Annotated in this window: 19 protein-coding genes and 3 pseudogenes; 19 read left to right on the forward strand and 3 right to left on the reverse strand. The window is 50.3% G+C overall.

What is annotated here, in order from left to right; genetic code table 11:
- Window positions 1-60: 60 nt before the first annotated feature.
- The 6 genes and pseudogenes from OK023_RS19130 to OK023_RS03335 form a co-directional block, all read left to right on the forward strand.
- Window positions 61-180: pseudogene (locus tag OK023_RS19130) on the forward strand (IS21 family transposase); the annotation flags it as partial.
- A 382-nt stretch (window positions 181-562) separates the two neighbouring features.
- A pseudogene (locus OK023_RS03315) lies at window positions 563-751 on the forward strand (IS21 family transposase); the annotation flags it as partial.
- Between the two features lie 128 nt (window positions 752-879).
- The gene (locus OK023_RS03320; RefSeq protein WP_317694783.1) at window positions 880-1683 is read left to right on the forward strand and encodes an HpcH/HpaI aldolase family protein; all 804 of its coding nucleotides are present in this window, start codon (window positions 880-882) and stop codon (window positions 1681-1683) included.
- 95 nt (window positions 1684-1778) lie between these two features.
- A complete protein-coding gene (locus OK023_RS03325) occupies window positions 1779-2534 on the forward strand; it encodes a TSUP family transporter (protein ID WP_317694785.1) in 756 nt (251 codons plus the stop codon).
- Window positions 2535-2668: 134 nt separating this feature from the next.
- Window positions 2669-4408, forward strand: coding sequence for a 6-deoxy-6-sulfo-D-gluconate dehydratase (locus OK023_RS03330; RefSeq protein ID WP_317694787.1), 1740 nt, complete (start codon window positions 2669-2671; stop codon window positions 4406-4408).
- Between the two features lie 149 nt (window positions 4409-4557).
- On the forward strand, window positions 4558-6018 hold the full coding sequence (locus OK023_RS03335; RefSeq protein ID WP_317694789.1) for a 3-sulfolactaldehyde dehydrogenase: 1461 nt from the start codon (window positions 4558-4560) through the stop codon (window positions 6016-6018).
- A 56-nt stretch (window positions 6019-6074) separates the two neighbouring features.
- On the opposite strand, the gene OK023_RS03340 is transcribed toward OK023_RS03335, so the two are convergent.
- Entirely contained in the window at window positions 6075-7130 is a 1056-nt protein-coding gene (locus OK023_RS03340) for a LacI family DNA-binding transcriptional regulator (RefSeq protein ID WP_317694791.1), read from the reverse strand.
- 673 nt (window positions 7131-7803) lie between these two features.
- Between OK023_RS03340 and OK023_RS03345 the strand changes: the two genes are divergently transcribed.
- The 6 genes from OK023_RS03345 (at window position 7804) to OK023_RS03370 (ending at window position 15425) form a co-directional block, all read left to right on the forward strand.
- Entirely contained in the window at window positions 7804-9555 is a 1752-nt protein-coding gene (locus OK023_RS03345) for a solute:sodium symporter family transporter (protein ID WP_317694793.1), read from the forward strand.
- Window positions 9555-11600 carry an alpha-glucosidase gene (locus tag OK023_RS03350; RefSeq protein WP_317694795.1) on the forward strand — a complete coding sequence of 682 codons (2046 nt, stop codon included), beginning with the start codon at window positions 9555-9557 and terminating at the stop codon, window positions 11598-11600. The genes OK023_RS03345 and OK023_RS03350 overlap by 1 nt, the downstream gene beginning before the upstream one ends.
- Before the next feature lie 57 nt (window positions 11601-11657).
- Window positions 11658-12533, forward strand: a complete 876-nt coding sequence (locus tag OK023_RS03355; protein ID WP_317694798.1) for a 6-deoxy-6-sulfogluconolactonase — start codon at window positions 11658-11660, stop codon at window positions 12531-12533.
- A gap of 30 nt (window positions 12534-12563) precedes the next feature.
- On the forward strand, window positions 12564-13349 hold the full coding sequence (locus OK023_RS03360; RefSeq protein WP_317694800.1) for an SDR family oxidoreductase: 786 nt from the start codon (window positions 12564-12566) through the stop codon (window positions 13347-13349).
- A 525-nt stretch (window positions 13350-13874) separates the two neighbouring features.
- Window positions 13875-14846, forward strand: coding sequence for a TerC family protein (locus OK023_RS03365; RefSeq protein ID WP_317694802.1), 972 nt, complete (start codon window positions 13875-13877; stop codon window positions 14844-14846).
- A 174-nt stretch (window positions 14847-15020) separates the two neighbouring features.
- Window positions 15021-15425, forward strand: a complete 405-nt coding sequence (locus OK023_RS03370) for a hypothetical protein (RefSeq protein WP_317694804.1) — start codon at window positions 15021-15023, stop codon at window positions 15423-15425.
- Window positions 15426-16004: 579 nt separating this feature from the next.
- Here OK023_RS03370 and OK023_RS03375 read toward each other — a convergent pair.
- On the reverse strand, window positions 16005-16985 hold the full coding sequence (locus OK023_RS03375) for a calcium/sodium antiporter (RefSeq protein ID WP_317694806.1): 981 nt from the start codon (window positions 16983-16985) through the stop codon (window positions 16005-16007).
- 224 nt (window positions 16986-17209) lie between these two features.
- Window positions 17210-18217 carry a LacI family DNA-binding transcriptional regulator gene (locus OK023_RS03380; RefSeq protein WP_317694808.1) on the reverse strand — a complete coding sequence of 336 codons (1008 nt, stop codon included), beginning with the start codon at window positions 18215-18217 and terminating at the stop codon, window positions 17210-17212.
- Window positions 18218-18412: 195 nt separating this feature from the next.
- Between OK023_RS03380 and OK023_RS03385 the strand changes: the two genes are divergently transcribed.
- The 7 genes and pseudogenes from OK023_RS03385 to OK023_RS03415 all read left to right on the forward strand — a co-directional run bounded on the left by OK023_RS03385 (window position 18413) and on the right by OK023_RS03415 (window position 26546).
- On the forward strand, window positions 18413-19510 hold the full coding sequence (locus OK023_RS03385) for a cellulase family glycosylhydrolase (protein WP_317694810.1): 1098 nt from the start codon (window positions 18413-18415) through the stop codon (window positions 19508-19510).
- Window positions 19511-19740: 230 nt separating this feature from the next.
- Window positions 19741-21158: pseudogene (locus OK023_RS03390) on the forward strand (carbohydrate porin).
- Between the two features lie 82 nt (window positions 21159-21240).
- Window positions 21241-22524 (forward strand): extracellular solute-binding protein, encoded by a 1284-nt coding sequence (locus tag OK023_RS03395; RefSeq protein WP_317694812.1) that lies wholly within the window; start codon window positions 21241-21243, stop codon window positions 22522-22524.
- A gap of 65 nt (window positions 22525-22589) precedes the next feature.
- Complete coding sequence (locus tag OK023_RS03400; protein ID WP_317694814.1) at window positions 22590-23480, forward strand: sugar ABC transporter permease; 891 nt, start codon at window positions 22590-22592, stop codon at window positions 23478-23480.
- Window position 23481: 1 nt separating this feature from the next.
- Complete coding sequence (locus tag OK023_RS03405) at window positions 23482-24303, forward strand: carbohydrate ABC transporter permease (protein WP_317694816.1); 822 nt, start codon at window positions 23482-23484, stop codon at window positions 24301-24303.
- An 83-nt stretch (window positions 24304-24386) separates the two neighbouring features.
- Window positions 24387-25487 (forward strand): sn-glycerol-3-phosphate ABC transporter ATP-binding protein UgpC, encoded by a 1101-nt coding sequence (locus tag OK023_RS03410; protein ID WP_317694818.1) that lies wholly within the window; start codon window positions 24387-24389, stop codon window positions 25485-25487.
- A 24-nt stretch (window positions 25488-25511) separates the two neighbouring features.
- On the forward strand, window positions 25512-26546 hold the full coding sequence (locus OK023_RS03415) for a glycoside hydrolase family 43 protein (RefSeq protein ID WP_317694820.1): 1035 nt from the start codon (window positions 25512-25514) through the stop codon (window positions 26544-26546).
- Window positions 26547-26562 lie beyond the last annotated feature (16 nt).

A 26562-nucleotide genomic window follows, 5' to 3' on the forward strand; every position in this document is an offset into this window, starting at 1 on the left:
TTGTCCACTCCACCCAACAGGTTGTTTCCTTGAGGTTCTCACACCAGAAAGGACAACCGCATGCTGAGCAGAGAGGACTTTTACATGATAAAGCAAATGCGCAAGCAAGGGGCGTACATTGTCGACATTGCGACTCAGGTGGGATGCTCTGAGCGCACCGTCAGAGAAAGGTACCGCAAACAACTCCGCAAGGTTCTTTCATCAGCGCCGGTAAAATTTATCCCTGAGAGCTGGAAAAAGTGGGTAAAACGGCACCTGATATTGATCACTAGGCTGTGTCCCTTAACTGTATGCGAGCGCCGCTGGCGATCATTTACGCGCAGAGCAAGGCGTGAGCTGCGAGGTTGGGTGGACCCAATAAGCGGGGAACAACGCAGCAATTCACGCCAATGGCGTCAGCCCGTAGGGCCGCGTCCCAAAAGCCCATTCTCTGTGTTGTCGGGCTCGAACAGAGGACCACACACAGCCCTTCACCCTCAGCCATTGATAATGGGCTTTTGGGGCTGCGACGGCACCACGGACAGTTAAGGGACACAGCCTAGTATTATGAATCCTGTGAACTCAACTGGGCATAAAGCAGTGGCTATTGCCACCAGAATGGATTACACAATGCGTTTCTTCAGACGCAGGTGAAGCAGCATACACTGCCTTGCTGGGCCTGGTGCACAACGAGCTGCGTAACAAGATAGTCACTCTGCAGTTGCTTTGGGAAGAATATACTGAACGCACCTCTGGTGAATTTTACCGCTATAAAATCAATAATCGTAGCGCTACGATTATTTTTGGAATATGCTTCCCGTATAAATTGCAGCGCTGCGATTTAACACCGTGATAAAAAAATCCAAGCGCTGATACCTAAATCCTAGAACGGAGCCACGTATGCCCAGTGAACATTCATCCTACACTTTTGCCAGCCGCTTGAACGGCTCAAATGCCCCCATTGGCACATGGCTGATGTCGGGGTCGGCGAGCACCGCTGAAGCACTGGGATACGCAGGTTTTGATTGGCTTTTAGTGGACATGGAACATGTGCCGATCGAATATCGTGACCTGTGGCATCTGCTTCAGGCCATTCAGTGCGGCGGCGCACAACCGATTGTGCGAGTAGCTGCAAACGATCCGGTATTGCTTAAGCGCGCGCTCGACCTGGGCTCGTTTAATGTCATGGTGCCGTTCGTGGAAAACGCAGCGCAGGCGCAAGCGGCCGTCAATGCGGTCAAATATCCCCCTTTTGGAACTCGTGGTTTTGCTGCGGTACACCGAGCTAGCCGCTACGGCACCTGGGCAGATTACGGCAAGGAAGCGAATGACGCAGTCACCTGCATCCTGCAAATCGAAACACCGAATGCCCTAGCAAACCTGGAAGAAATCGCCGCGATACCGGGCGTTGACGCGTTGTTTCTTGGTCCAGGCGATCTCTCGGCAGCCTGCGGTCATATCGGCAATCCGGGGCATCCGCAGGTACAAATGATGATCAGTGATGCCATCGCTCGGGCAAAAAAGATCGGTATGCCGATGGGGATCGTCGGCGGTACGCCAGAACTGGTTCAAAGTTATCTTGAACAAGGTTACGCCTTCGCCGCCGTGGCTTCGGACATCGCCATGATGATGAAAAAGGCCAACGAGTTCCTGACCACGCTCAAAGCACACCAGGCTCCGGCAGCGGTTGCCACTCCTTATTGAAACTGACGGTGCAGGCGGTTTGAGCCATAAGGAGTCTCAATGGTCATTGCAAACATAAGGCCCGACAAGATCGACCGTTTCCATGCGGTGTGCGTATGACGGGTGCTTGGCCTCACGTTGGTTTTTTGCTGTGTGTCGCAATTGCCACGTTTGCACAAAACACCACGGGTTTTGCCTTCGGTTTACTGTTATTGGGTCTGACTGGGCTGTTGCAGTTGGCACCCACGGAAACCATCGCCAACGTCAGTTCGGTGCTGACGTTGATCAACGCATTTATCCTGCTGCGGCGGCGTCCACAGCTGGCATCCAAACTGGTCGCGTTGATTCTGTGCTGCAGCCTGTTAGGCGTATTCATCGGTGTAGAGCTGTTGAACGTACTGGGTGCCCATGGGCGTGAATTACTACAACTGCTGTTGGGCCTAACGATTGTCGTGTGCAGCTTCATGCTGATAGTACGTTCACGACACCTTCAGCAACTTTCCGGCTGGCTGAGTTTCAGTGGTTTCTCAACGCTATCCGGGATCATGGGTGGCTTATTTTCCAGCGCTGGCCCACCACTGGTTTATCAACTCTATCGTCAACCGTTAGCCGCCCAGGTGGTGCGCGACACATTAATTATGGTATTTGCAGTCAATGCTTTTCTGCGGCTGACGCTATTGACCTATACCCATCGCTTCGACTTGCAGGCAGCTTATCTGGCGCTGGAAGCTGCTCCGGTCGTGTTTGCCTTAACGTGGTACATGCGTCGCCATCCGCCTGCAATTGCTCCCCAGACGCTAAGAAGAGGAGTATTTATTTTGTTGTTGCTGTCCGGTGTAAGCCTGGCAGGTCCCGCAATGCTGGCTTTGTAAAGCAAGCGGGACCCTCAGTACGTTTACAAAAACTGCACGATGAGTTTTTAAAAACCAGCACCGCTGACACAGAACTCCTCAACAGGACGTGTTGGTGGCGTTGTCGGCCTTTTAAACCCAGCGGGAACAATGTTATGTCAGACAATCAAAAAAAACTGGAAGAGCTACGCAGCCAGCGTTGGTTCGCCCCGGATACCATTCGGGCGTTCGCCCACCGCCAGCGCATGCAGCAGATTGGGCTGCGGCGTGAGGAGTTCATGGGAAAGCCGGTGATCGCCATCCTCAACACGTGGAGCGAATTGTCGCCTTGCCATTCTCACTTGCGTGAACGTGCGGAAGCAGTGAAACGGGGAGTATGGGCAGCCGGTGGATTTCCGGTTGAACTGCCCGTACAGTCCGTGGGTGAGGTGATGGTCAAACCCACTACAATGCTGTATCGCAACCTGCTCGCGATGGAAACCGAGGAACTGCTACGTTCACTGCCAATCGATGGGGCGGTGCTACTTGGAGGGTGTGACAAATCTACACCCGGTTTATTGATGGGTGCCCTGAGTGTGGATTTACCGGTTCTTTATTGTCCGGCCGGGCCTATGTCAAATGGGCAATGGCGCGGGGTAAAGACCGGGGCCGGTACACATACCAAAAAGTATTGGGATGAGCGCCGTATGGGGCTGATCGATACCGTGGCTTGGGAAGAGCTGGAAGGGGCGATGACCCGGTCTATCGGCACTTGTAATACCGTTGGCACAGCCTCCACCATGACCAGCATCGCTGATGCCATCGGCTTCACGTTACCAGGTGCGTCGAGTATTCCTGCTGCTGACGCCGCACATCCACGCATGGCCTCGCAATGCGGCGAAACAATCGTTGACCTGGTCTGGCGCGACCGCCGTCCATCGACCTGGTTGACCTCAGCGCACTTTGCTAATGGTGTTGCGGTATACATGGCAATGGGGGGATCAACCAATGCGGCCATTCACTTGATTGCCATTGCTCGACGTGCAGGCATCGAACTGACCCTTGAGCAACTGGCGGAAACGGCGGCAAAGATCCCGGTACTACTGAACCTGTTCCCGTCGGGTAATGCTTTGATGGAGGACTACCACTTCGCTGGTGGCCTGCCGGCACTGATGCGTGAGATCGCACCGTTTCTGTCACTGGATTGTGCCGGGGCGACCGGTCAAACCTGGGATACTTTACTTGCCGAGGCCAAATGTTACGACACTGACATCATTCGATCGATAGACAACCCGGTTGTGGGCCTTGAACAAGGCAGCACGCTGGCTTTGTTACGCGGTAATTTGTGCCCGGACGGCGCGGTGATGAAGTCTTCCGCTGCCAGCCCGGCGCTGCGCAAACATTCGGGCCCGGCACTGGTGTTCGACGATCACGAAACTTTGAGCAGAATGATCGACGACCCGGCATTGGCGGTGACCGCAGACACGGTACTGGTGCTGCGTAATGCCGGGCCAGTCGGTGCGCCAGGCATGCCAGAATGGGGTAACCTGCCGATCCCCAAAAAGCTGTTGGAGGCGGGGATACGCGACATGTTGCGGATTTCTGATTCGCGAATGAGTGGCACCCATTATGGCAGCTGTGTTTTACATGTGGCACCGGAAGCCGCCGTGGGTGGGCCACTGTGTCTGGTGCGTACCGGCGACATTATCGACCTGGATATCGCCGCTGGCACGCTGAACATGCGCGTCAGCGATGCTGAACTGGCGCTTCGCCGTGCCGAACATGTGCCGGTTCACCGACAATATGGCCGTTCTTTCGCGGCTCTTTATCAGCAACACGTCACTCAGGCGAATGAAGGCTGTGATTTTGATTTTCTGCAAGCCGGGGAAATCGTGCCCGAACCGCCGATCCATTGATAACTGTACTCTAAATAATTCGAGTTGCAGGAAGGCGGCAACGCTGTTTGCAGCGGCCCCGAAGGGGCGAGGCCCACGGATGGGCCGAGTAACAAAGCCAACGCACATGCAACTTTCCATTTTTCGACATACACAGGAGTTCGCATCTCATGCTTAACCTCAAGGATCCTTCACTGTTAAAACAGCTAGCGTACATCGATGGCCAGTGGGTCGCCGCTGACAGCGGGGCCACTTTTGAGGTGACCAACCCGGCCACCGGTGAAGTCATCGCCAGAGTTCCGCAGATGGGTGAGGCTGAAGCCGAGCGGGCAGTTGTTGCAGCACACAAAGCATTTAAACAGTGGAAGCGCAAGACCGCCAAGCAACGTTCGGAGTTGCTGCAAGGCTGGTACGCATTGATGCAGGAAAACCTTGATGATCTCGCATTGATACTCACCGCCGAGCAGGGCAAACCCTTGGCGGAAGCCCGTGGTGAACTGGCCAATGGCACTTCGTTTGTACAGTGGTTTGCCGAAGAGGCCAAACGCATATACGGTGACACCATTCCGCAGCCGTCGGGCGATAAACGCATTATTGTCACCAAGGAGCCGATTGGCGTGACTGCAGCGATCACACCGTGGAACTTCCCGCACGCGATGATCACCCGCAAAGTCGCGCCGGCGCTGGCAGCCGGTTGTGCTATGGTCTTGCGTCCGGCCAGCCAGACCCCGTTGTCGGCACTCGCTTTGGCCGCACTGGCCGAGCGTGCGGGCATTCCTGCTGGCGTGTTCAGCATTATTACCGGCAGCGCAACGCAAATTGGCGGCGTACTGACCCGGCATCAACTGGTGCGCAAATTTAGTTTCACCGGCTCAACCGCCGTGGGACGATTATTGATTGGGCAGTGCGCCGACACGGTCAAAAAAGTTTCGATGGAACTGGGGGGGAACGCACCGTTCATTGTGTTTGATGATGCCGATTTGGATCAGGCGGTGGAGGGAGCAATGCTGTCCAAGTTTCGCAATGCCGGGCAAACCTGTGTTTGTGCGAATCGTATTTACGTCCAAGACGGTATCTATAATCTGTTCGCTGAAAAACTGGCCGTTGCGGCGCAGAAACTGGTATTGGGTAATGGGGCTGAGGCAGGCGTGACCCAAGGGCCTATGATCGACGACGCTGCGGTACGTAAAGTCGAAGAGCATATTAGCGATGCGTTGGCGCAAGGCGCGCGGCTAGTGACCGGGGGCAAACGTCACGCGCTGGGTGGCAGCTTCTTCCAACCCACCGTATTGACTGGCGTTACCGACAGCATGAAGGTTGCACAAGAAGAAACGTTCGGCCCGTTGGCACCGTTGTTCCGCTTCAGCACTGAAGAGGAGGTCATCTCGCAGGCCAACGCTACCGAGTTCGGCCTGGCGAGTTATTTCTATACTCGCGATATTGGTCGAGTCATGCGCGTCAGCGAAGAGTTGGAGTACGGTATGGTCGGCGTCAACACGGCAGCGATTGCCAACGAAATGGTGCCGTTCGGTGGAGTCAAACAATCCGGTCTGGGGCGTGAGGGGTCCAAGTACGGGATTGAGGATTATCTGGAAATCAAATACGTGTGCCTGGGTGGTATTGATCGTTAAACCGTTCGCGGGGTGTCTCCACGGATCCCGCATCAGTTTGCAGCACCGAGCTCAAGTTATTGGCGGGTGCTCTCCCGCACAATGAGCTCGAATCCCAGATCAATGGTTTCCGGCCTTGCGGGCAGTGTCCCCGTTTCAATCCACTGTAACAGCCGTGTGGCTACGGTGCGTCCGATCTCAATGGGATAAGGGCGTACGGTGGTGAGGCTAGGTACGCTGAGTTTACTCAATGGCAAATCGCCGAAACCCGCGATCGCCAGTTCGGTCGGGACTTTAATGTCACGTCGACGAGCTTCAAACAGTGCGGCAATCGCCAACACGTCGTTGGAGCAGCATAGCCCTTGAGGTTGAGCGGCGATCAGCGCTAATTGATCGAATATTTGAGTTAACACCGTCTCGGAAATATTTTCTTCCAAGTCAATGATATCGACAATACAGCCCTGTTTTTCCAGCCACGCACGTAAGCCTTCTGCACGCTTGCGAGCGCGATGATCGAGGTGCATACGCACACCAATATAGGTGAAGCGCCGCAGGCCGAGTGAATGCATGTGTTCGGCCAGCGCAGCACCGACCGCCTCATGGAAAAAACCGACCTGAAGGTGAAAGGGTTCGTCACCCAACTCCCACATTTCAGCCACCGGAATGCCGGTGGCTTCAAGCATCGAGCGGTGGGCAGCATGCTGGTTTCCGGTCAGTACCAGTGCTGCTGGCGACCAGGATAAATGTGCACGCAGAAGTTCCATCTCACGCTCGGGATCGTAGTTACTGTTGCTAATCATCAACTGATAACCCCGTTCTTCGAAAATGTCCTGCATGGCCTGCAATGTTTCAGAGAAAAATGCGTTGACCATCGATGGGACGATCACTGCCACCGTGCGGCTGTGCGAAGCCGCGAGTGCACCCGCCAACCGATTGATGGTGTAGCCGGTATCGGCAATCGCTTTGCGTATGCGTTCGGCGCGTTTGCTGGATACCGCATCGGGGTCGCGCAGGAACAACGAAACGGTGCTGGGTGAAACATTTGCCCGTTTAGCTACTGCACTCATCGTTACGCGGTTTCCTTTGCGACGTCCCAGATTGAGATTGGCTACGGTTAGCGGTAAGTCGCTCATCTGTTACCTCGGATGAAAAAGCTCAGGATAATGAAAGCGGGACGTTTACAACGTCAATCGCGAGTCGCCATCAGAATTGAAAATTCGGATTCGACCAAAAATACGCTTGGATCTGAAGTGCGGGCCTGTATGCTCATCGTTGCCAGTAGCCCATCCCCATACAACTTGAAGTCACTTGGCTATAAATACTCTGCAACCTGTATAGGGTAATTAATCATAAAGTGGTTTCACACCCGACGCTAGTTATGGTTCGGTAACGGTCCCCGTCATTCTGGATAGGGACATTGATAAAATATCTGCATGGTAGAGTTTTTTACGTATTGGTAACGTCCAAATACCTGCGCTTAGTATGCACCCACTTACGTTTAAAGCCGGTGGGATGACGCAAAACGCCTCGCCCTCAACCTTGAGAAGCATCCTTGCAATTACGGTTGATTGTAGACCGCTATCTTGCCAGCAAAGTTACTGGTCAGCCACGACCTTCGAGCCGATAAAAAACGTAGAAACAACAAGATAAGTCATTTTTGTTATCGATGTGTATTTATTTAACCAAAATGAAACAAAAATCGTAGCGATGCGATTTTTATTGGTTTATGCTCTTCACGTGCATTTTAGCAGCGCTGCGATTTTATCGGAGCAGCCAGGAAACCCATGTTGGAGAACACTTATAAAAATGAATACATCTCTGTTTACCTTCATTAGCATGCTGTTCTTTACCTGTCTTGTCGCCGCCATTTCCTGGTCCTTGACTCGTAAGGCAAAGGACGTTGGTGCTCATGGCTACTTCATGGCCAGTGGTGGCCTCAATGGTTGGTTTATCGCAGGTTCGATGATGCTGACCAACTTGTCCATCGACCAACTGATCGGCCTTAACGGTGATTCGTATGCACATAACCTGAGTTCTATGGCGTGGGAGGCTACAGCCGCAGTATCGACCATCGCACTGGCGATGTTCTTTTTGCCCCGCTACCTGCGAGGCGGGTTTTCAACACTGCCGGAGTTTATTGAGAAACGTTACGACGTCTCTACTCGCAGGGTCGTCAGTGCCCTAATGGTTGCTACCTACACATTGGTCCTCAATCCCGCTTCGCTTTACTTGGGCGCGATCACGTTCAATCAGATTTTTGATCTACAAAGTATTTTGGGCTGGTCTTATCCGGCCACCATATCGCTACTGATCGTCAGCACTGGAGTGATTGGCGCAGCTTATGCTGTACTCGGTGGTCTGCGCGCTGTGGCGGTGTCGGACACCATCAACGGTATTGGCTTACTGATAGTCGTGATCCTGATCCCGATCATTGGTTTGTGGACCCTCGGCCAAGGAAACGTGCTGTCTGGAGCTCAGACCATCATGCACGATACCCCCGAGAAGCTGAACGCCATTGGCGGCCCTCAGGATAAGGTGCCGTTCGGTGCACTGTTCACCGGGATGATCGCTGCCAACCTGTTTTATTGGTGTACCAATCAGGCCATCGTACAAAAGAGCATGGCGGCTAAAAACCTGGCTGAGGGTCAGAAGGGGGTGCTGCTGTCTGGTTGCTTGAAGCTGTTGGTGCCGCTGGCCATGCTGATGCCTGGCGTCATTGCCTGGCATCTTTTCCGGGAGCAGCCGCTATCGAATTCCGACATGGCTTATCCGGCGCTGGTATCGTCATTGATGCCTTGGTGGATGAAAGGTTTCTTTGTGGCGGTGATTTTCGGTACCGTGATGAGTCACTTCAATGCCATCATCAACGGCACCGCAACACTGCTCACCTACGACTTCTACAAGCCATTGAGGCCATTGGCCAACGATGAAGCGCTTGTGCGCTTTGGTAAACGCATCAGCATCCTCGCCGCTCTGGTGTCGTTACTGGTAGCTCCAATGCTGATGTACACACCAGAAGGTATTTACGCCGTGCTGCGCCGCTTCACCGGTTTCTTTAACATGCCGATCATTGCCATCATGCTGTTTGGTTTCTTCAATGCTCGCGGCGGCGCATTCCCTGCCAAGCTAGTACTGGGGCTGCATGCTTTCTGCTACGGGGTTTTCGTACTGGGCTTCAAGATCGACGTGTTATTGGGTATCAGCTTTATTCATGTCATGGGCATTATGTTCGCCATTGAAATGGCGATCCTGATCGCCCTGCGTAAACGCTTTGCCCGCGCCGAACCTTACGTCGCGCAAACTTCAAGCCGGGTCATGGACCTGACTCCCTGGCGCCATGCTGGAAGCTTCAGCGTCATGTTGGTCGCCGCACTGGTGTCGATTTACCTGACCTTTTCCCCATTGGGCGTCGCCAGCAGCACCGGGCCGAGCGATTGGTATGTGCCGCTGTTGACTGCGGTCTGGGTATTGGCGTTTATCGCGGCACGCGTTACCCACAGTCGCTGGCGCCAGAAGGCGAATGAGTCTAGCCAGCCAGCTTACGAGGTGCAGTCCTAATGTCGTCTTTAACTTCAATGATCACCGCAGGCTTTGTACAAGCGAATAGCGAAATTCAACTGGTTGTCGATGGTCGCGTGTTGTTCCGTCACAGCGAAAGCACACCAGCGATTTATGTTGGTCACGGTGAAGCCGATATCACCATGCAACGCGGCAATTTTTCCATTAATGACTATGTTCACGAACGGATTGCTTTACGTCACGTTTGGCTGGATAAAGCGGCAGCGCGTATTGATTTTCGCGTATGGGTTGACGGCCCGCTTATCCTCAGCCTGAAACTGGAGGTGAACGGTAACCTGTTGCGACTGGTTCCGCTGAATGTTGATGGCGCTATCAATCGCTTTTGGCTACGCGTGCCGGCATTGGCTGATGAGCACGTTTGGGGCTGCGGCGAGCAGATGTCTTATTTCGACCTGCGTGGCCGACATTTCCCGTTGTGGACTTCAGAACCCGGGGTTGGACGCGATAAGTCGACGTGGCTGACCTTGCAGGCCGACAATGAAGCCAATGCTGGTGGTGATTACTACCACACCAATTATCCCCAGCCGACTTATATTTCGTCTCAGCGTTATTGCCTGCATGCAGTGACCACGGCATACGCGGATTTCGATTTCCGTCATGACAGTTTTCACGAATTACAGTTTTGGGCAGTACCTGAAGCATTCGAGTTTATGCTGGGTGATGATTTCCCTACTCTGGTCAGTCAGGTATCGAGCCATTTCGGTCGTCAGCCACGCCTGCCAGAGTGGGTGATGAACGGTGCCATCCTTGGCCTTAAGAACGGTTACGAACATGCTCAGTCGCGTCTCAACGACGCACTGGAAAAAGGTGTCGCCGTCAGCGCGCTTTGGTGTGAAGACTGGGAAGGCTTGCGCATTACTTCATTCGGTAAAAGACTGTTCTGGGACTGGCAATGGAACGCCGCGCGTTATCCCGATCACGCAGCATGGGTTGCTAAGCTTGAGTCCCAGGGCATTCGTTTCATGGGATACGTTAACCCATACTTATGCAACGACGGTCAGCTCTTTCTGGAAGCGGAGGAGGCCGGTTACCTGGCGACGCGTGCTGAAGGCGGCACCTATCTGGTCGATTTCGGCGAGTTCCTTTGCGGCGTCGTTGACTTCACTTTGCCCGCGGCTGCGCAGTGGTTCGAGGAACGTATTTTACGCCGCGAAATGCTCGATAAAGGGTTATCTGGCTGGATGGCAGACTTTGGCGAGTACTTGCCTATCGATCTGAAACTTGCCGGCGATGCAGACCCAATGCTTGAACATAACGCCTGGCCAGTACGCTGGGCAGAAGTCAACGCGCGGGCAATTGCTGCCGCTGGCAAGACCGGCGAGGCGTTGTTTTTTATGCGTGCGGGCTACAGCGGTGTGCAGCGTCACTGCCCGCTACTGTGGGCGGGGGATCAGTCGGTCGATTTCAGCCGTCACGACGGCCTGCAAACCGTCATTTGCGGTGCCCTGTCTTCTGGATTGCTGGGCAATGCTTACCACCACAGTGATATCGGCGGTTATACCAGCCTTTACGGCAACCTACGCACGGCGGAACTGTTTCAGCGCTGGGCTGAGATGGCCACATTCACGCCGGTAATGCGCACCCATGAAGGTAACAGACCGGATCACAACGTGCAGTTTTGGCAGGATGCTGACACTTACGCACATTTTGCCCGTATGACCCGTATCTACGTTGGTCTGCGGCCTTACCTGCAAAGTCTTGTCGACGAAGCTGAGACCAAGGGGTTGCCGTTACAGCGACCATTGTTCCTTCATTACGAACATGACCTGGCCACCTACACCATTCAGGATCACTACCTTTATGGCCGGGATTTACTGGTGGCGCCGGTACACGCCGAAGGGAAAAACGAATGGAGTGCTTATCTGCCCAGCAGTGAACAGTGGCAGCACTTGTGGAGTGGAAAACGCTTTGCCGGTGGCCAGCGCGTGACCGTAGCCGCCCCGTTAGGTCAACCACCGGTGTTCATCCGTGTTGGCAGCCAGTGGCAGGATCTTTTTGAGTCCCTCGCTGATGTAGCCAAATGAATTAACCTCACAGATTTTTGGCAGTGGAGCAGGAAAGGGTTCTTGAGGAGATAGGGCATGAGTTACACCGTTAAATGTGTCGTCGAACAGGTCAGCGAACTGGGGGAATGCCCAGTGTGGTCGGTTAGGGAACAGGCTCTTTATTGGGCTGATATTCTGGGACGACAACTACACCGGTTCGACCCGTTAACCGGAGCGGTTGCCAGTATCGTACTGCCTGAAGAGATCGGCTGTTATGGGCTGCGCCGTCAGGGTGGGTTTATCGTCGCTTTGCGTAGCGGTATCTACTTGTTGTCGGAGGACGGTACGCTCGGCAAAAAACTTGCCGATAACCCTTGCAACCCCGCAGATAGTCGTTTTAACGATGGTCGCGTCGACCCATGGGGGCGGTTCTGGGCCGGGACGATCTGGCAACCTCGCGATCGCAATGGCGCAGTGTTGATGCGAATCGATGAGCACTTGCGCGCAGAAGTCATGGCCGCAGATGTCATGGTGTCGAATGGGCTGGCCTTTAGCCCGGATCGTGCCTGGATGTATCACAGTGATACTCCGAATCATGTGCTCTATCGCTATGCCTTGGATGCCGATGGGGATCCAGGGGCACGTCAGATGGTGCGAACTTTTAACCGTGGCTCGGGTGGACGCCCCGACGGCGCTGCTTTTGATAGCCAGGGTTGTTACTGGAGCGCGCAGTTTGACGGTGGGCGCATTCTGCGGCTGGCACAGGATGGGACTCAACTGGACGAAATCCGGGTTCCTACCCGATGGCCGACCATGGTTGCGTTCGGCGGGCCTGACCTAAGGACGTTGTATATCACCAGTTCACGGGAAAACCGTAGCGCCGAGGAGCTTGCAGAGTGGCCGCTTTCAGGTTGTGTGTTTGCCGTTGAGGTTAACGTTCCCGGCAACCCGGAGCCGACGTTTGCTGGTTGAGTTTGATCAATTATTTTTAAGGACATTTTCATGAGTAAGCACACCGATACACGTTACCCCTCGTTGAACAACAAGGTGATATTTATCAGTGGCGGTGCTTCGGGCATTGGCGCAGCCTTTGTTGAAGCCTTTCATGAGCAAGGCGCACGTGTGGCGTTCATTGATATGGACGACATCGGCGGTCAGGCATTAGCAAGCCAACTGGGCGAGGAGCGTGTGTCGTTTATGCCATGCAACGTTCGTGATATTGCAAGCTTGCAAGATTGCATCAGGTCCGTGGAAGCCGAGTGGGGCGCTATCGATGTATTGATCAACAATGCAGCAAGGGATGATCGCCACCCGTTACAGGACGTGAGCGTCGAGTTCTGGGATGAGCGCATGGAAACTAACCTGCGGCACGCCTTCTTCGCTGTACAGTCTGTGGTGCCCGGCATGACCCAACGAGGCAGTGGGGTAATTATCAATATGGGGTCGATTTCATGGATGCGGGGGCGCCCAAGTATGGTTTGTTACACCACCGCAAAAGCGGCGCTTAATGGCATGACCCGCACGCTTGCACGGGAACTGGGAGCCAGTGGCATTCGTGTCAATAGCCTAGTGCCCGGAGCGATCCGCACGGCTCGTCAAGATGCCATGTGGGCCAAGGATCCCGCCGGTTTTGAACTGGCTAACCAGAATTTCATCGAAATGCAAATGCTCAAGTTTCGATTGGACGCAACAGACTGCGCACGCATGGCGCTGTTTTTGGCATCTGACGACAGTCGTGGCTGTACCGGGCAGAATTTTGTCGTTGATGCCGGGTTGTCGATTCAGTAAGTACAGTGTCTGATTGCAGCGGGTGAAGGATACCGGGCAGGCATCGTGTTCGATTCTTTATTTCTATAAAAGTGTGATCCACGCAGAGGTCTGACAAAAGGTGGAACGGTCACTCATTGCCATCATTTGCTGAGTTTACGACTCATTGCAGGCTGACTCAGTGTGCAGTTTGGTAGGCATTAATTTACTGATATATCCCCTTCATTCTTCAAGTTGCATGGGTGTTGGCGTCGTCCGTTCGCACCCGTCACAGAGTGAGCTATGCTCCTGGCGACTCTCCGACTTGCCACCTACACGCAACTCGCATTATTTTGGGTATAGCTTATTCCTGACGTGTAACGTGCCCTCGTTCCCTTTATCAGCACTGAATTTTACATTACATGCCTTTTGGGGCCTTTATTAATCGTTACCATATCTTTCAAAATCGCCGCCTGTTGACTACGCTCTAGCAGTATTCTGGCATTTATCAAACCTATTGATAACTTTTAACTATTGTGGCTTTTTACGTTTCGTTGAGGAAGGTGTATGGCGATAAACAGCGTTGGCAGCCCCTTGTTATGGGCTATTTTTTCCACCATCATTCTCGTGATGCTGGCCATCGATCTTCTGCTGCAAGGCAGAAAAGGTGAAAAAACCATGACAATGAGGCAGGCTGCCTGCTGGTCACTGGTTTGGGTCAGCATGGCTCTGCTGTTTAATTTTGGTTTTTGGTACCACCTGAATCAAACAGCAGGCAGAGAGATAGCTGATGCTCAGGCATTAGCTTTTTTCACTGGCTATCTCATCGAAAAAGCGCTGGCCGTTGACAACGTTTTTGTTTGGCTGATGCTGTTCAGTTATTTCGCTATTCCGTCTCACTTGCAGCGACGCGTACTGATCCTCGGCGTACTCGGGGCAATTGTACTGCGAACCATCATGATTTTTGCCGGAAGCTTGCTGATTTCTCAATTCTCCTGGTTACTCTATCTGTTTGGTGCCTTCCTGCTGCTTACAGGGATAAAAATGGCATTAACCAGAGAAGACCCAACTGCGATCGGCAATAAGCCAGTAGTAAAGTGGCTGCGTAAACACCTGCGTATGACTGAACATCTTGAGGGAGAACGTTTCTTCGTGCGTCGTAACGGCGTACTGTTCGCTACCCCATTGTTACTGGTGTTGATAATGGTAGAGATAAGTGATGTTATTTTCGCGGTAGACAGTATTCCCGCTATCTTTGCTGTCACCACAGATCCTTTCATCGTGCTTACCTCAAACTTGTTCGCTATTTTAGGTTTACGCGCCATGTACTTCTTGCTTGCGAATGTTGCTACGCGCTTCTCAATGCTGAAATATGGTTTGGCATTGATCCTGGTCTTTATCGGTATAAAAATGCTGATAGTGGATCTCTACCATATCCCTGTCGCAATCTCTTTGAGCGTGGTCGTCACAATTTTGATTGTCACTCTGTTGATTAACGTTTGGGTTAACCATCGCCGCTCATCCCATCCATCTTCATAATCCCTTATAGGTAATTTAAATGAAGGTATAAGAATTGAATATTGAGTGAGATTAGTCCTAAGTTGGGCATTGAGTCATCAATTGGCTTAATCAACATCATGCTGTCTATTTATACTAAAATACGTTAACAACGGCTCGTAAGCACAACTTCAAGAACCAGAGGTGATATTAAAAATGATCAAAACATTACACAAAGTTCTACTGGCTTCCCTGGTTGGTTTACTGCTTGCAGGATGCGACGACGGTTCAAACAGTGACACTACAGAGGAAAAAGCCAGCACACTGAGCGAAAAAGTGCAAAGTGAGATCGGTGCTCTTAAAGAGGCTGGCACCAGCCAGGTTCAGGAATTGAAACAGAAAGCAGACGCGTTAAAGGCAGAAGTGACTGAACACACACAAAGCATGAAGGAAGATGCGCTGAAACACACTGAGGCGCTGAAAGGAGATCTCAGCGACCAAGCGCAATCATTGCTGGATTCAGCTAAACAGCAGGTCGAAGCCTTCCAAAAAGGGGACAATGGCGAAGCACCACAAACAGATGGCGAAAGCGATTCGCCTGAAAAATCAGAGAACCCGTAACAGGTTGATCCTGTGTTGCGTACCACAAGCTTATCCTGTTCTCTCCGGTGCGTAGTTCGAGCTTTGCCAGTGTAGTGTGTCACTTTGGATTTTAATCCGGTTGGTTTATACCCAAAATAATGCGAATTGCATGTAGGCGGCAAGTCGGAGAGTCGTCAGGAGCATAGCTCACTCTGTGACGGGTGCGAACGGACGACGCCAACACCCATGCAACTTGAAGAATGAAGGGTATAACCCGTTGGTATAACGAAGAGCACTGGCACAGTGGTTATAGGTTATGCAACCCCGTTGCAGCTTGTGTGGGTGGGACAAGGCGTTATTGACCCACCGAGACAACGTATATCAAACAGAGAACCCGAAACGTAGGCCAGGGCGGACGCGAAACTGAGGATAGCAGTGTAGCTCACGCTCAGCCACAACGGCGCACGGGCACAACCTCAAGACAGAGAGGGAAAACAGGCCGCATGAGACTGTAATTTAAATTGTGAAATGTGTTGCTGAGGGGGCAGCAAAAGTTGATTACTTTCTGTCTGATATGCCCCCTCAAAGAGGCTGAACCCCTTGCCTGAGTTGTAGAATTTATAATGCTCCGTAGAGCAGATAAGTGTTGTAGCCTAGATAACACAGTAAAAGCAAAGTACCTTCGGCACGATTAATGCTTTGTGATTTACCAAAACGCACTGCGAGCAACATCAAAAGTGCAGTGACAAACAGCATTGATGTCCAATCACGCCAGAAGACTTCAGCACCAATATTGGTAATCGGTTCAATGATACCTGCGATACCGATAACCGCTAATGAATTAAACATGTTGGAACCAACGATGTTTCCGACTACGATATCATGCTCACCTTTTCGAGCCGCCATAATTGATGTTGCCAGCTCCGGAAGAGACGTCCCCAAAGCAACAATTGTTAATCCAATCAGCAAATCACTGACACCGAGCTGCTGGGCAATTTCAACCGCTCCCCAAACCAGAATTCTAGAACTGGCAATCAATAGAGCTAAACCTACGATCAGCCAGAAAAGAGCCGCCTTGAGTGTTATCGCAATTGTTGAGATTTCTTTGTCAAACTCTTGTTCTAAAGGGTCACCTTTCGAACGAAGTGCGCTCCAGATTGACCAACCTATCAGCAATAAAAAACCACCGATCAGTCCCCACGCCTCAACAACGCCTATTTGGTGGTTCCATAGCATGGCCCCAATCACTGCAGTAATTATCAAGAGAATGGGCAGCTCTTTACGAATTATGCTCGAATGAACTGCGATAGGGGCGATAATAGCTGTCACACCTAGTATCAAGGTGATATTGACAATATTTGATCCAAGTGCGTTGCCAAGAGCAAGAGCCGGATTACCTTCCATCGCAGCCATAGCCGAGACCACCATCTCGGGAGCCGATGTACCAAATCCCACAACGATCATACCAATCAATAAAGGAGGCATTCCTGCATAGTTGGCGCTAGCGGCAGCCCCTTCGACAAATTTGTCTGCACTCCAAACGAGCAGTGCAAAACCAACAATAATGGCAAGCGTAGCTAAAAGCATGTTTTTATCCAATATTTTGAGTAATACCTAAGTATAGAATGTTAAGCAAGAAATTGAACTGTCCCGGTTTACTTGGAAAGTTTGCGTTTGGGAGTTCAGGCTACTTAAACTGTGAAGCCTTTATTTCACCCAAGGAGCAATTTTATCTGTTGGTTACCCAACAAGCAGCACAGCAACTTTTGCGGACTTGCCTTGCTAATGTGGAGCAACCGGTTATTTTTGCGAATCTAAATAAATTACCGTGTTGTCGAACCACGGATTTGTAATTTCCCCGCCATCCTGACATGCGTCGTGGTGCATTCCCCTTGGCAAAGGTATTCTACTGCCATACGGCCCAATTCTGTGTACGGTAACTGCACGCTTGTCAGCTTGGGCATCAGTTGTTCAGCAATTCGCTGATCGTCATACCCAGCGATCAGAATATCCTGCGGCACCTTCACTTCCATCTCAGCTAAAGCCTGATAACACCCCAGTGTTATCCAGTCACTTGAACAAAAAATTGCATCCGGCCTAGAAGGAAGATGCATAAGCTGACAGGTTGCCTGATGCGTTTCATCCAGTCGCCAGTTGGTTTTTATCACTAGCGCGTCATCAAATGGGATACCCGCATGTTCCAGAGCCGCTTTATACCCGGAGAGGCGATGATGCGATGCATCCATCCAGTCATCCCCCATGATATGTGCAATGCGCCGTGCGCCCTGATTGATAAGATGCCGTGTAACCTGCAACGCGTTGGCATAATCGTCCGGTAAAAAGGTTGATTGAAGGGGATAGGCACTGTCATAAACGTTTAGCAATACCATAGGTAGCACAGTGCAATGGTCGAAAAGCGAAAAATCGATACTGCGGGTAATCGGCGAGGCAAGAACGATCCCGGTGCAACGGCGCTGTTCAAGCTGCTGGATAATACGCAACGCCAGATCGATATCATCACCGTAATCGTAAATCGTCAGTAACGTGTCGTTGCGCCACGCCGCATCACGAGCCTGGCTTAGTGCATCAACAAAAGGATCATAGCTTGGCATCGAATTGATAATAATTGCGACTTCTTCTTGCCCTCCCACTTTCTGCGGTGAGGGGATCTTTTTATAACCCAGCATTTGTGCCGTGTTGATAACCCTTAAACGTGTCTCATCACTAAGCTTGATGCTTTGCGCATTGTTTAGGATAAGCGACACCGTAGACTGTGACACGCCCGCCTCGCGTGCAATGTCATTCATGGTGATTTTATTTTTCTTTTCCATTGCATTCATCATCTTCTGCTTATCTGGCCGCACTATATCACAGTGAGTTTGCTGTCACATTTCACCGACAGGGGAATAGCAGAAGTGTGACTGTGCTTACAATTTCACCATCACAGCCTTGCTGTCTACAGTCATTGCTAATAAATATTAGCTAATAATATTAATTATTATAATGAGTATAGGACAGGAGTGGTTATGTACCAACAGTGGAGTAAAGAGCAGGCAAATGACTGGTATCGGCAGCAGGGATGGATGTGCGGTTTTAACTATCTGCCACGTTCAGCAGTAAACTGGACCGATATTTGGCAGGCTGAGACGTTCAATGCGCCGATTATCGATGAAGAACTGAGCTGGGCAGCACAGGTGGGGTACAACACTTTGCGCATCAACCTGCCGTTTATTGTCTGGCAGCATGACCGAGCAGGGCTGTTATCGCGTATTGGCATTTTCCTCGGGATTGCTGAGAAACACGGCATCCGCGTAATGTTAACGCTAATGGATGACTGCAGTTTTTCAGGCGATGAACCTTACCTTGGCCCTCAGAAAGCCCCTATTCCAGGCAAACATAATAGCCAGGCTGCGGCCAGCCCAGGGCGTGATAAGGTTTGCGATCAGAGTATCTGGCCGGAAATTGAACGTTATATTCGCGACATCGTGCGGACATTCCGTGATGATAAACGCATCGTGGTGTGGGATTTGTACAACGAACCGGGTAACCGTGGCACCTTTGCCACCGGGATAACAGAAATTCTATATCACGAAAAGCTGGAAACATTCGCGTTGGAGCTGATGACGCGGGCATTCGGTTGGGCACGTGAGGAAAACCCGACACAACCTTTGACCGTGGGGGCATGGCACCTGCCGCTGGACGAGGATCAACCTGATGAAGAGATTTTTCAGCATCCGATCGATCAGGCTGCTCTCAAGTTGTCAGATGTGGTCAGTTTTCATGCCTATGTTGCCACATCCAAAATGGTTCGAGTACTGCGCTATATGGAGCAGTTCGAACGTCCGATATTCTGCACTGAATGGCTGGCACGCCACGTTGGCAGCAACTTTGAAGAACAACTCCCACTGATGCATGCCTGCAATGTTGTGCCTTATCAATGGGGGTTGGTACGCGGTAAAACCCAAACCTTTATGCCGTGGCCGGTGGTGTTGCAGAAGCGTGAAGATTACGCCCATCTTTGGTTCCATGACGTTTTTGACGAGCATGGTATTCCTTTTCGTAAGACGGAGATGGAGCTCGTCACTCGCTTGAGTAAAGTTGGTTTACATCCACGAGCTGGATAATTAACACCGCTTTAGTCATATCCCAAATAGTTCAAGGCCTACCAGACCGTAACAGGCCCGGTTTAAGCCATTGAAGTCAGTCAATGGCTTTTCTGGACGATAAATCAGTAGCGCATATTTAAACTGCGCCAGCATACAGAATGAGATTGTGAAACGAGCAAATTACCCACAACCACTTACCGTGCCTTTTTAAAATGGTAACGGAAATAACCGAACAGAAAGGATATCTAATGGCTTCTTTGAAAGTATTACCGCTAGCTGTTACGGCTTTGTTTTCCGCTAGTGCTAGTGCAGCAAGTGATGACATGATTTCGCGCAGTGAACTGAATAAAATAGTTGCCGCCGCGGTTGAAAAAGCCCTGAATGAGAGGCAGGAAAAGCTGGATGCCTTAATGGCAGATAAAAAAGCCGTAGAAGAGAAGCCGGTATATGGTGAAGTGTCCGATCTTAACGTTCAGCCCGAACCAAAAGAAAAACCTGTTCAGGAAGATCCAAATAGAGTGGTGTTCTCAGGCTATGCACGCTATGGAGCTCATTATCAGGCGGATGACTTAAAATATGTAGGCGTTGATGGTTCTTTTAACGGTGCTTCATCGCTAGGGCGATTAGGTAATGAAGGTAACGGGGGGAATTTCAGGTTACCAAATTTTTCCGTAGCGAGCAGGGGGCTATCTGGGATGTGAACGTGATGATTGACCACTGGGGGGATGAGGTCAATCTGAAGAAAAGTTACGCTGGTGTGACTCAGGTGCTCGATTCTCAGCCTAATGCTTATATTTGGGCTGGCCGCGATTTCCATCAGCGTTTACAGCAGGGCATCAATGACTACATGGTGATGAATTATGATGGTCAGGGGGCTGGTATAAAGAATCTTGAATTAGGCTCGAGCAAACTGGAGTTAGGAGTAGTCAGTGCAGTGGAATGGTGTGATCCACGGCTAATCAGCGATAACAACAACCCTAATCCTTCGCGAGTTACCTGTACAGGGGGGGGAGGTGTTGGCGACAGCGGGCATTATGCACTGACGTCGAAGCTGTATAACATCGATTTAGGCTTTGCCGATCTTGAGTTATATGGCAACTATGGTTTTGATTCAAAAGCGGTTGATAAAGATAAAAGGTTGAATGCCTGGCAGAGTGCGTTGGTGCTTGGGCGCGGTTGGGAACATGGGTATAACCGGCTGATAGTGCGTTACAGTAATCATGCTGATAATAGCGTTTATTGGAAAACAGAAGATCTGACGACTATTTTTACCAGTGCAGAAGGGAGCGTTAATTTCTCTGAGAAAGCCTCTGTTGAGTATTTACTGGCCTATCATGATTTCCATATTGATGGTAATGAAAAAGATAATAGAACTAATTACGGAATTATTGTTCGTCCTATGTATTTTTGGAATGACGTTCATTCTACGTGGTTTGAAACAGGCTATCAGATCGTTGATTATTCAGAAGGTGGTAGGAACTCAGGTTGGAAAGCGACACTTTCGCAAAATATCTCAATTGGTATGGGGCCAAGCTTCAGACCGATGTTGCGTTTCTATGTAACCGCAGGTGAAGTAGATAATAAGCGTAATAGAAATATCCTTAATAATGATGATACCCGGCTGAATGCTTTAAACGTTGGGGCAATGTGGGAAGCATGGTGGTAATAGTCGTGGGCTGTTTTTTGCAATCACTGTATGCCAAGTAAGTGAAGTTATTTTTCTGATTTAATAAAAGGATAATGAAAAAATGAATAAATCAAAATTGTGGTTATTATTGGCTATGGGGACAATATTATCCCCGATAGTGATGGCACAAACTACCCTCCAATACTGGACACTACTTAATGGTGGTGATGGCGCGCGTATGAAAAACTTGGTTGAAGGTTTTAATACCAGCCAAGACGAATATAAAATCGAAACAACCGTGTTGAATTGGGGGGAGCCTTTCTACACTAAATTGAAAACAGCGACATCACTGGGCAGTGGCCCAGATATGGCGACTATTCATTTGTCCAAGATTTCCGGTTTTACGCAAACTAATGGTTTAGAACCCATCACAATAACAGCGCTAAAAGGTGCTAACTATGACCCTAACAAAATTTTTCCATTGCTTTGGCAGCAAAGTACCGTCGCAGGTAAAAACTATGCCTTGCCGATTGATACCCATGCGTTAGTTCTCTATTACAACAAAGATATTGTTCGTAAAGCCGGTCTTTTGGATGAGCAGGGCAAACTTAAACCGATTGACTCTTTGGAACAGTTCAATGCGGCACTCGAGAGTGTCAAACAAACAGGTGCCGTCGGGCTTAGCATGGAAACCTCCCCCATGTCCTATATGCCCTATCGGTTATGGTCATCAATGATTCGCCAGCAAGGCGCGCAAACCATCCAGAACAACCAGTTCGTCTTCGGTGAAGCCGGTAAAAAAGCGATGGACGCCATGGCAAATTGGTACTCAAAGGGTTATGCCACCAAGGGATTGGATTACTCTTCCTCAACGACTGAATTCTTGACCGGGCATTCAGCCTTCATGCTTAACGGCGTGTGGGAGATCCCTTCGGTCATGGATAAGATGAGTAACAAGCAGCAAGCTTTGGATATTGGTGTTGCTCCTCTTCCTGCATTCTTTAATGGCAACCCCGCCGTCTGGGCTGACTCGCATGCTATCGCTATTCCCAATAACAAAGGGAAGCCGATCACGGCAGAGAAGATGCTGGGTATCGTGAAGTTTGCCACCTATGTTAACCAACATGCGCTTACCTGGGCGGAAGGTGGCCACATTCCTGCTTTTGAGCCAGCGGTGAATACTGAAGCATTTAAAGCGATGCCATTGGTGAATGACTATGCCACCGCAACCGCAAGCCACATCGTCTATGAACCCGATGGTTGGTACAGTGGCGCAGCCGGCCCTCTACAGGCAACCGCCTCCAAGTATTTTCCAGCCGCGTTGACAGGCCAGCTTGCAACAGAAAAGGCCCTGCAAATGTTTGAGCGCGATGCGGGTAAATTTATGAACCGCCCCGCTCGCTAATACATAACATGGTGAAAGCCAGAGGGTTGTGAGCAGGCAGCTTTTTTAAACGGTGGTACTCAAGTATGTGTAACCAACACGGACAAGAAACACTCTCAGCCAGTGCAGGTAAGGCATTGATACCTTGGATGATGTTAATGCCATTCTTACTTGCCTTTGTGCTCTTTTTTGTATTGCCTGCACTGCAGACATTGCAGCTCAGCTTTACCGATAGCGGCTTAACAGAAACTCACGGTTATGTTGGGTTAGCCAACTATGTAGAACTGTTGCAGGATCCTGATTTTTGGTATGCGATGTTGCATACCGGGTACTTCTCGCTGCTGACGGTGGTTCCACTCACGGCTCTAGGGTTGGTCATGGCAATGTTGATCAACCGCTTGAGCTACTTTGCCAGTACGGTGCAGGCTATTTTTTTCATTCCCAATATCTTGCCGATCGCAGTGATGGCAATGATCTCCAGTTGGATGTTACATCCAACCTTTGGGGTCGTGAACCTGGTTGCTGGCAGCCAGATTGCGTGGTTTAACGATCCTGATTTTGCCATGCAGATGGTGGCACTTGCCACCATCTGGTGGACGGTTGGTTTCAACGTATTACTGTTCCTCGCAGCATTAAAAAATATTCCTCAAGATCTTTACGAAGCCGCGGGATTGGATGGCGCGACACGCTGGGGAACATTTCGCTACATTACCTGGCGACAATTACGTCCGGTTACCTTGATGGTTTTTGGTTTGCAATTGGTTGCATCGTTGAAAATATTTGGTCAGACCTACTTGCTTACCGGAGGCGGACCCTTTGACAGTACGAAAGTCGTGCTTCATTACATGTATGAAACGGGATTCGTCAATCAAAATGCCGGTTATGCGTCGGCTATCGCGGTGACTTTCGTAGTGATTATTTTGCTGATCCTGTTACTGCAATCTTTGTTTAGCCATTTTATAAACCGTCGGAGTTAAGATGAATATAAAGCTTAGTTCCTTGCTGGCCGCGATGTTAACTTTGCTGCTGTGCTTTCTTTGGAGCAGCCCACTGCTGTGGGCGTTGAGCACGGCATTGCGTTCAGAGGCTCAAACTGTCTCCGGATTACAATGGCTACCCGATCCTGCCACCGTTGAAGCGTTTGTTAGTGTGTTGACCTTCGGGAGCTTACCCACGTTCTTCATGAATAGCGTCGTCACCTCTTTAGCGATTACGGGGGTGACTTTGCTGATTACCGTGCTGGCGGCCTATAGTTTTTCGCAACTCAGATTCCGGGGCGCCAACCTGATTTTCTGGACCTGCATGTTCGGGATTATTTTTCCCTTTGAGGCGTTGGTCATCCCACTTTTTCGACAGATTTATCATATGGGGTTGGTTGACTCGCTCGGGGGGATCATTCTGCCGCAGATTGTCTCGCCCATGGTGCTTTTTGTATTCAAACGCTTCTTTGATCAGGTTCCCAAGGATTTTCGTGAAGCGGCGATCCTTGACGGTGCTAGCGAATTCCAGGTTCTATTGAAAGTTTATATTCCACTTTCGAAGAATATTATTTACGCCATGGCGATTATTACCTTTATCGGTGCATGGAATAATTTCCTCTGGCCATTCCTGGTGATCAGTTCTACCGAGAATATGACGATCCCTATTGGCTTGACTCAATTAAATGACAGCTATGGGGTCAGATATGCACAGAATATGGCATCTGCGCTTATTGGCGGTATGCCAGTTGCGATTATTTATGTGCTTTTCCAAAAGAGGGTTGCTTCGGGTTTTCTCGCCGCGACTGGGCTGAAAGGTTAAATTTTTTTTGGGTTAGCTTGGTAACCTGATCGGTTCCCCACTTTATTACAGCCTTATTGAGGTTGGTAAAAGAGATAAAGAGAATGTCTAGTGTAATATTGAACGATGTGAAGAAAATTTATCCCGACGGAAATCAAGTCATTCATAACGTTAATCTAAAAATTAACAAGGGGGAGTTTGTCGTTTTTGTTGGTCCTTCCGGTTGTGGTAAGTCAACGCTGCTACGGATGATTGCGGGGCTGGAGGAGATTACTGCTGGGGAGGTTCATATTGGCGACAAACTGGCGAACAAGCTTGAAGCTGCAAAACGGGGAGTCGCGATGGTCTTCCAATCTTACGCGCTCTATCCGCATCTGACAGTAGAGGAAAATATGGGTTTTTCCTTGCTGTTCAATAAAACATCGAAGAAAGAGATCGCCATTAAAGTGAATAAGGTGGCAGAAACCCTGCAATTGGCACATTTGCTGAAGCGCAAACCGGCAGAGCTTTCCGGTGGGCAGCGGCAGCGGGTAGCGATTGGCCGAGCCATCGTCCGTGAGCCTGAGGTATTCCTGTTTGATGAGCCGCTTTCTAATCTGGATGCGTCGCTGAGAGGGAAAATGCGCACAGAGTTGGCACGCTTGCATCAGAAATTGGGCACCACCATGATCTATGTCACCCATGACCAAGTGGAAGCCATGACCCTGGGCGATAGGATTGTAGTCTTCAATAAAGGATATATCGAGCAGGTGGGTTCCCCGGTCGCGCTCTATCAACGTCCTGCTACCGAGTTTGTTGCGACTTTTCTGGGAACCCCAAGAATGAATATTCTCACAACCAGAGTAAACGCAGAAAAAGATGACGTATGGCATCTTGAACTAGGGAATGATGCCCCTATTCAGATTGCCAAGGCCAGGTTTGACTGCACTGAACATCAACAAATAAAGTTGGGTATCCGCCCGGAGCACCTTACTGTAGTGGGGGAGAATAGTAGAGAATGTCATCTTCGAGGCCACGTTTCGTTGGTTGAGAATCTCGGGGATTCAGCATTTTTGCATGTTCAATGTCCCGGCGTAGACCCCTTGCTGTTGGTAAAAATAAATACCGACTCCCGTATACCCGAATGCCATGAAGCTATTTCTTTGTCGATCGCGCTTGAGCATATTCACCTGTTTGATAAAGACGGTAAAACGCTACGTAACTGACGTTATGCTGAAGGATGTATACAGATGCAAAAGAATATGAAACATCCGTTAATGCATTGGATGGGGGTCTTTTTTTTATTAATGATGGGAAATATCATGTCATTACAGGCAAACACAACGTTTACTAATCCCGTACTGAGTGATGGAGCAGACCCATGGGTGGTTCGTCATACTGATGGTTATTACTACTACACCCAAACCACGGCGAGCAATATTACGCTATGGCGCACAAAGGATTTGAGCGAGCTGGATAATGCTGAACAGAAAGTCGTCTGGATGCCTAAACCCAATAGCGTGAATAGCGAGCACGTCTGGGCACCTGAGTTACATTATCTGGATGGCCGTTGGTACATCTATTTTGCCGCGTCTGCAGGTGATATGACCCAACAACGCATGTATGTGCTGCAATCAGAAAATAGCGATCCGTTCAGTGAATATCATTATCCTGCGGCAACCCAGTCAGGAAAAATAGCAGATGCCAGTGATAAATGGGCTATTGATGGCACTATTTTCGAGTTTGAAGGAAAACGTTACTTTATTTGGTCGGGTTGGGAAGGTGATACTAATGAACAGCAACGTCTTTATATCGCCAGAATGGGGACACCATGGCAATTAACTAGTGAGCGTGTCGAATTATCCAGGCCAGAATTTACGTGGGAACAGGTTGGAACACCACTGGTTAACGAAGCCCCTCAGGTATTAATCAATTCTAAAGGCCAAGTGTTTATTGTCTATTCAGCTAGCGGAAGCTGGACAGATGATTATTGCCTTGGCTTGCTGCTTTTCAAAGGGGGCGACCCGATGGTAGCGGCCAATTGGAGCAAGCATCCGACGCCGGTCTTTAGCAAGAATGAAGCCGCCGATGTCTATGGCCCTGGACATAACGGCTTTTTTACCGACAATCGTGGACAATCCTGGCTGATTTACCACGTAGCAAAATTCAAAGGCGCGGGCTGGGCGCGTGAAATTCATATGCAGCCTTTTGGCTGGCAGTCCAATGGATTTCCTGCTTTTGGGCAAGCCATTGGTTCTCAAGTGCAACAAGCCAAGCCGAATTAAATCAAATAGAGGGAGT

The sequence above is a fragment of the Serratia sp. UGAL515B_01 genome (genome assembly GCF_033095805.1).
GTDB lineage: Bacteria > Pseudomonadota > Gammaproteobacteria > Enterobacterales > Enterobacteriaceae > Chania.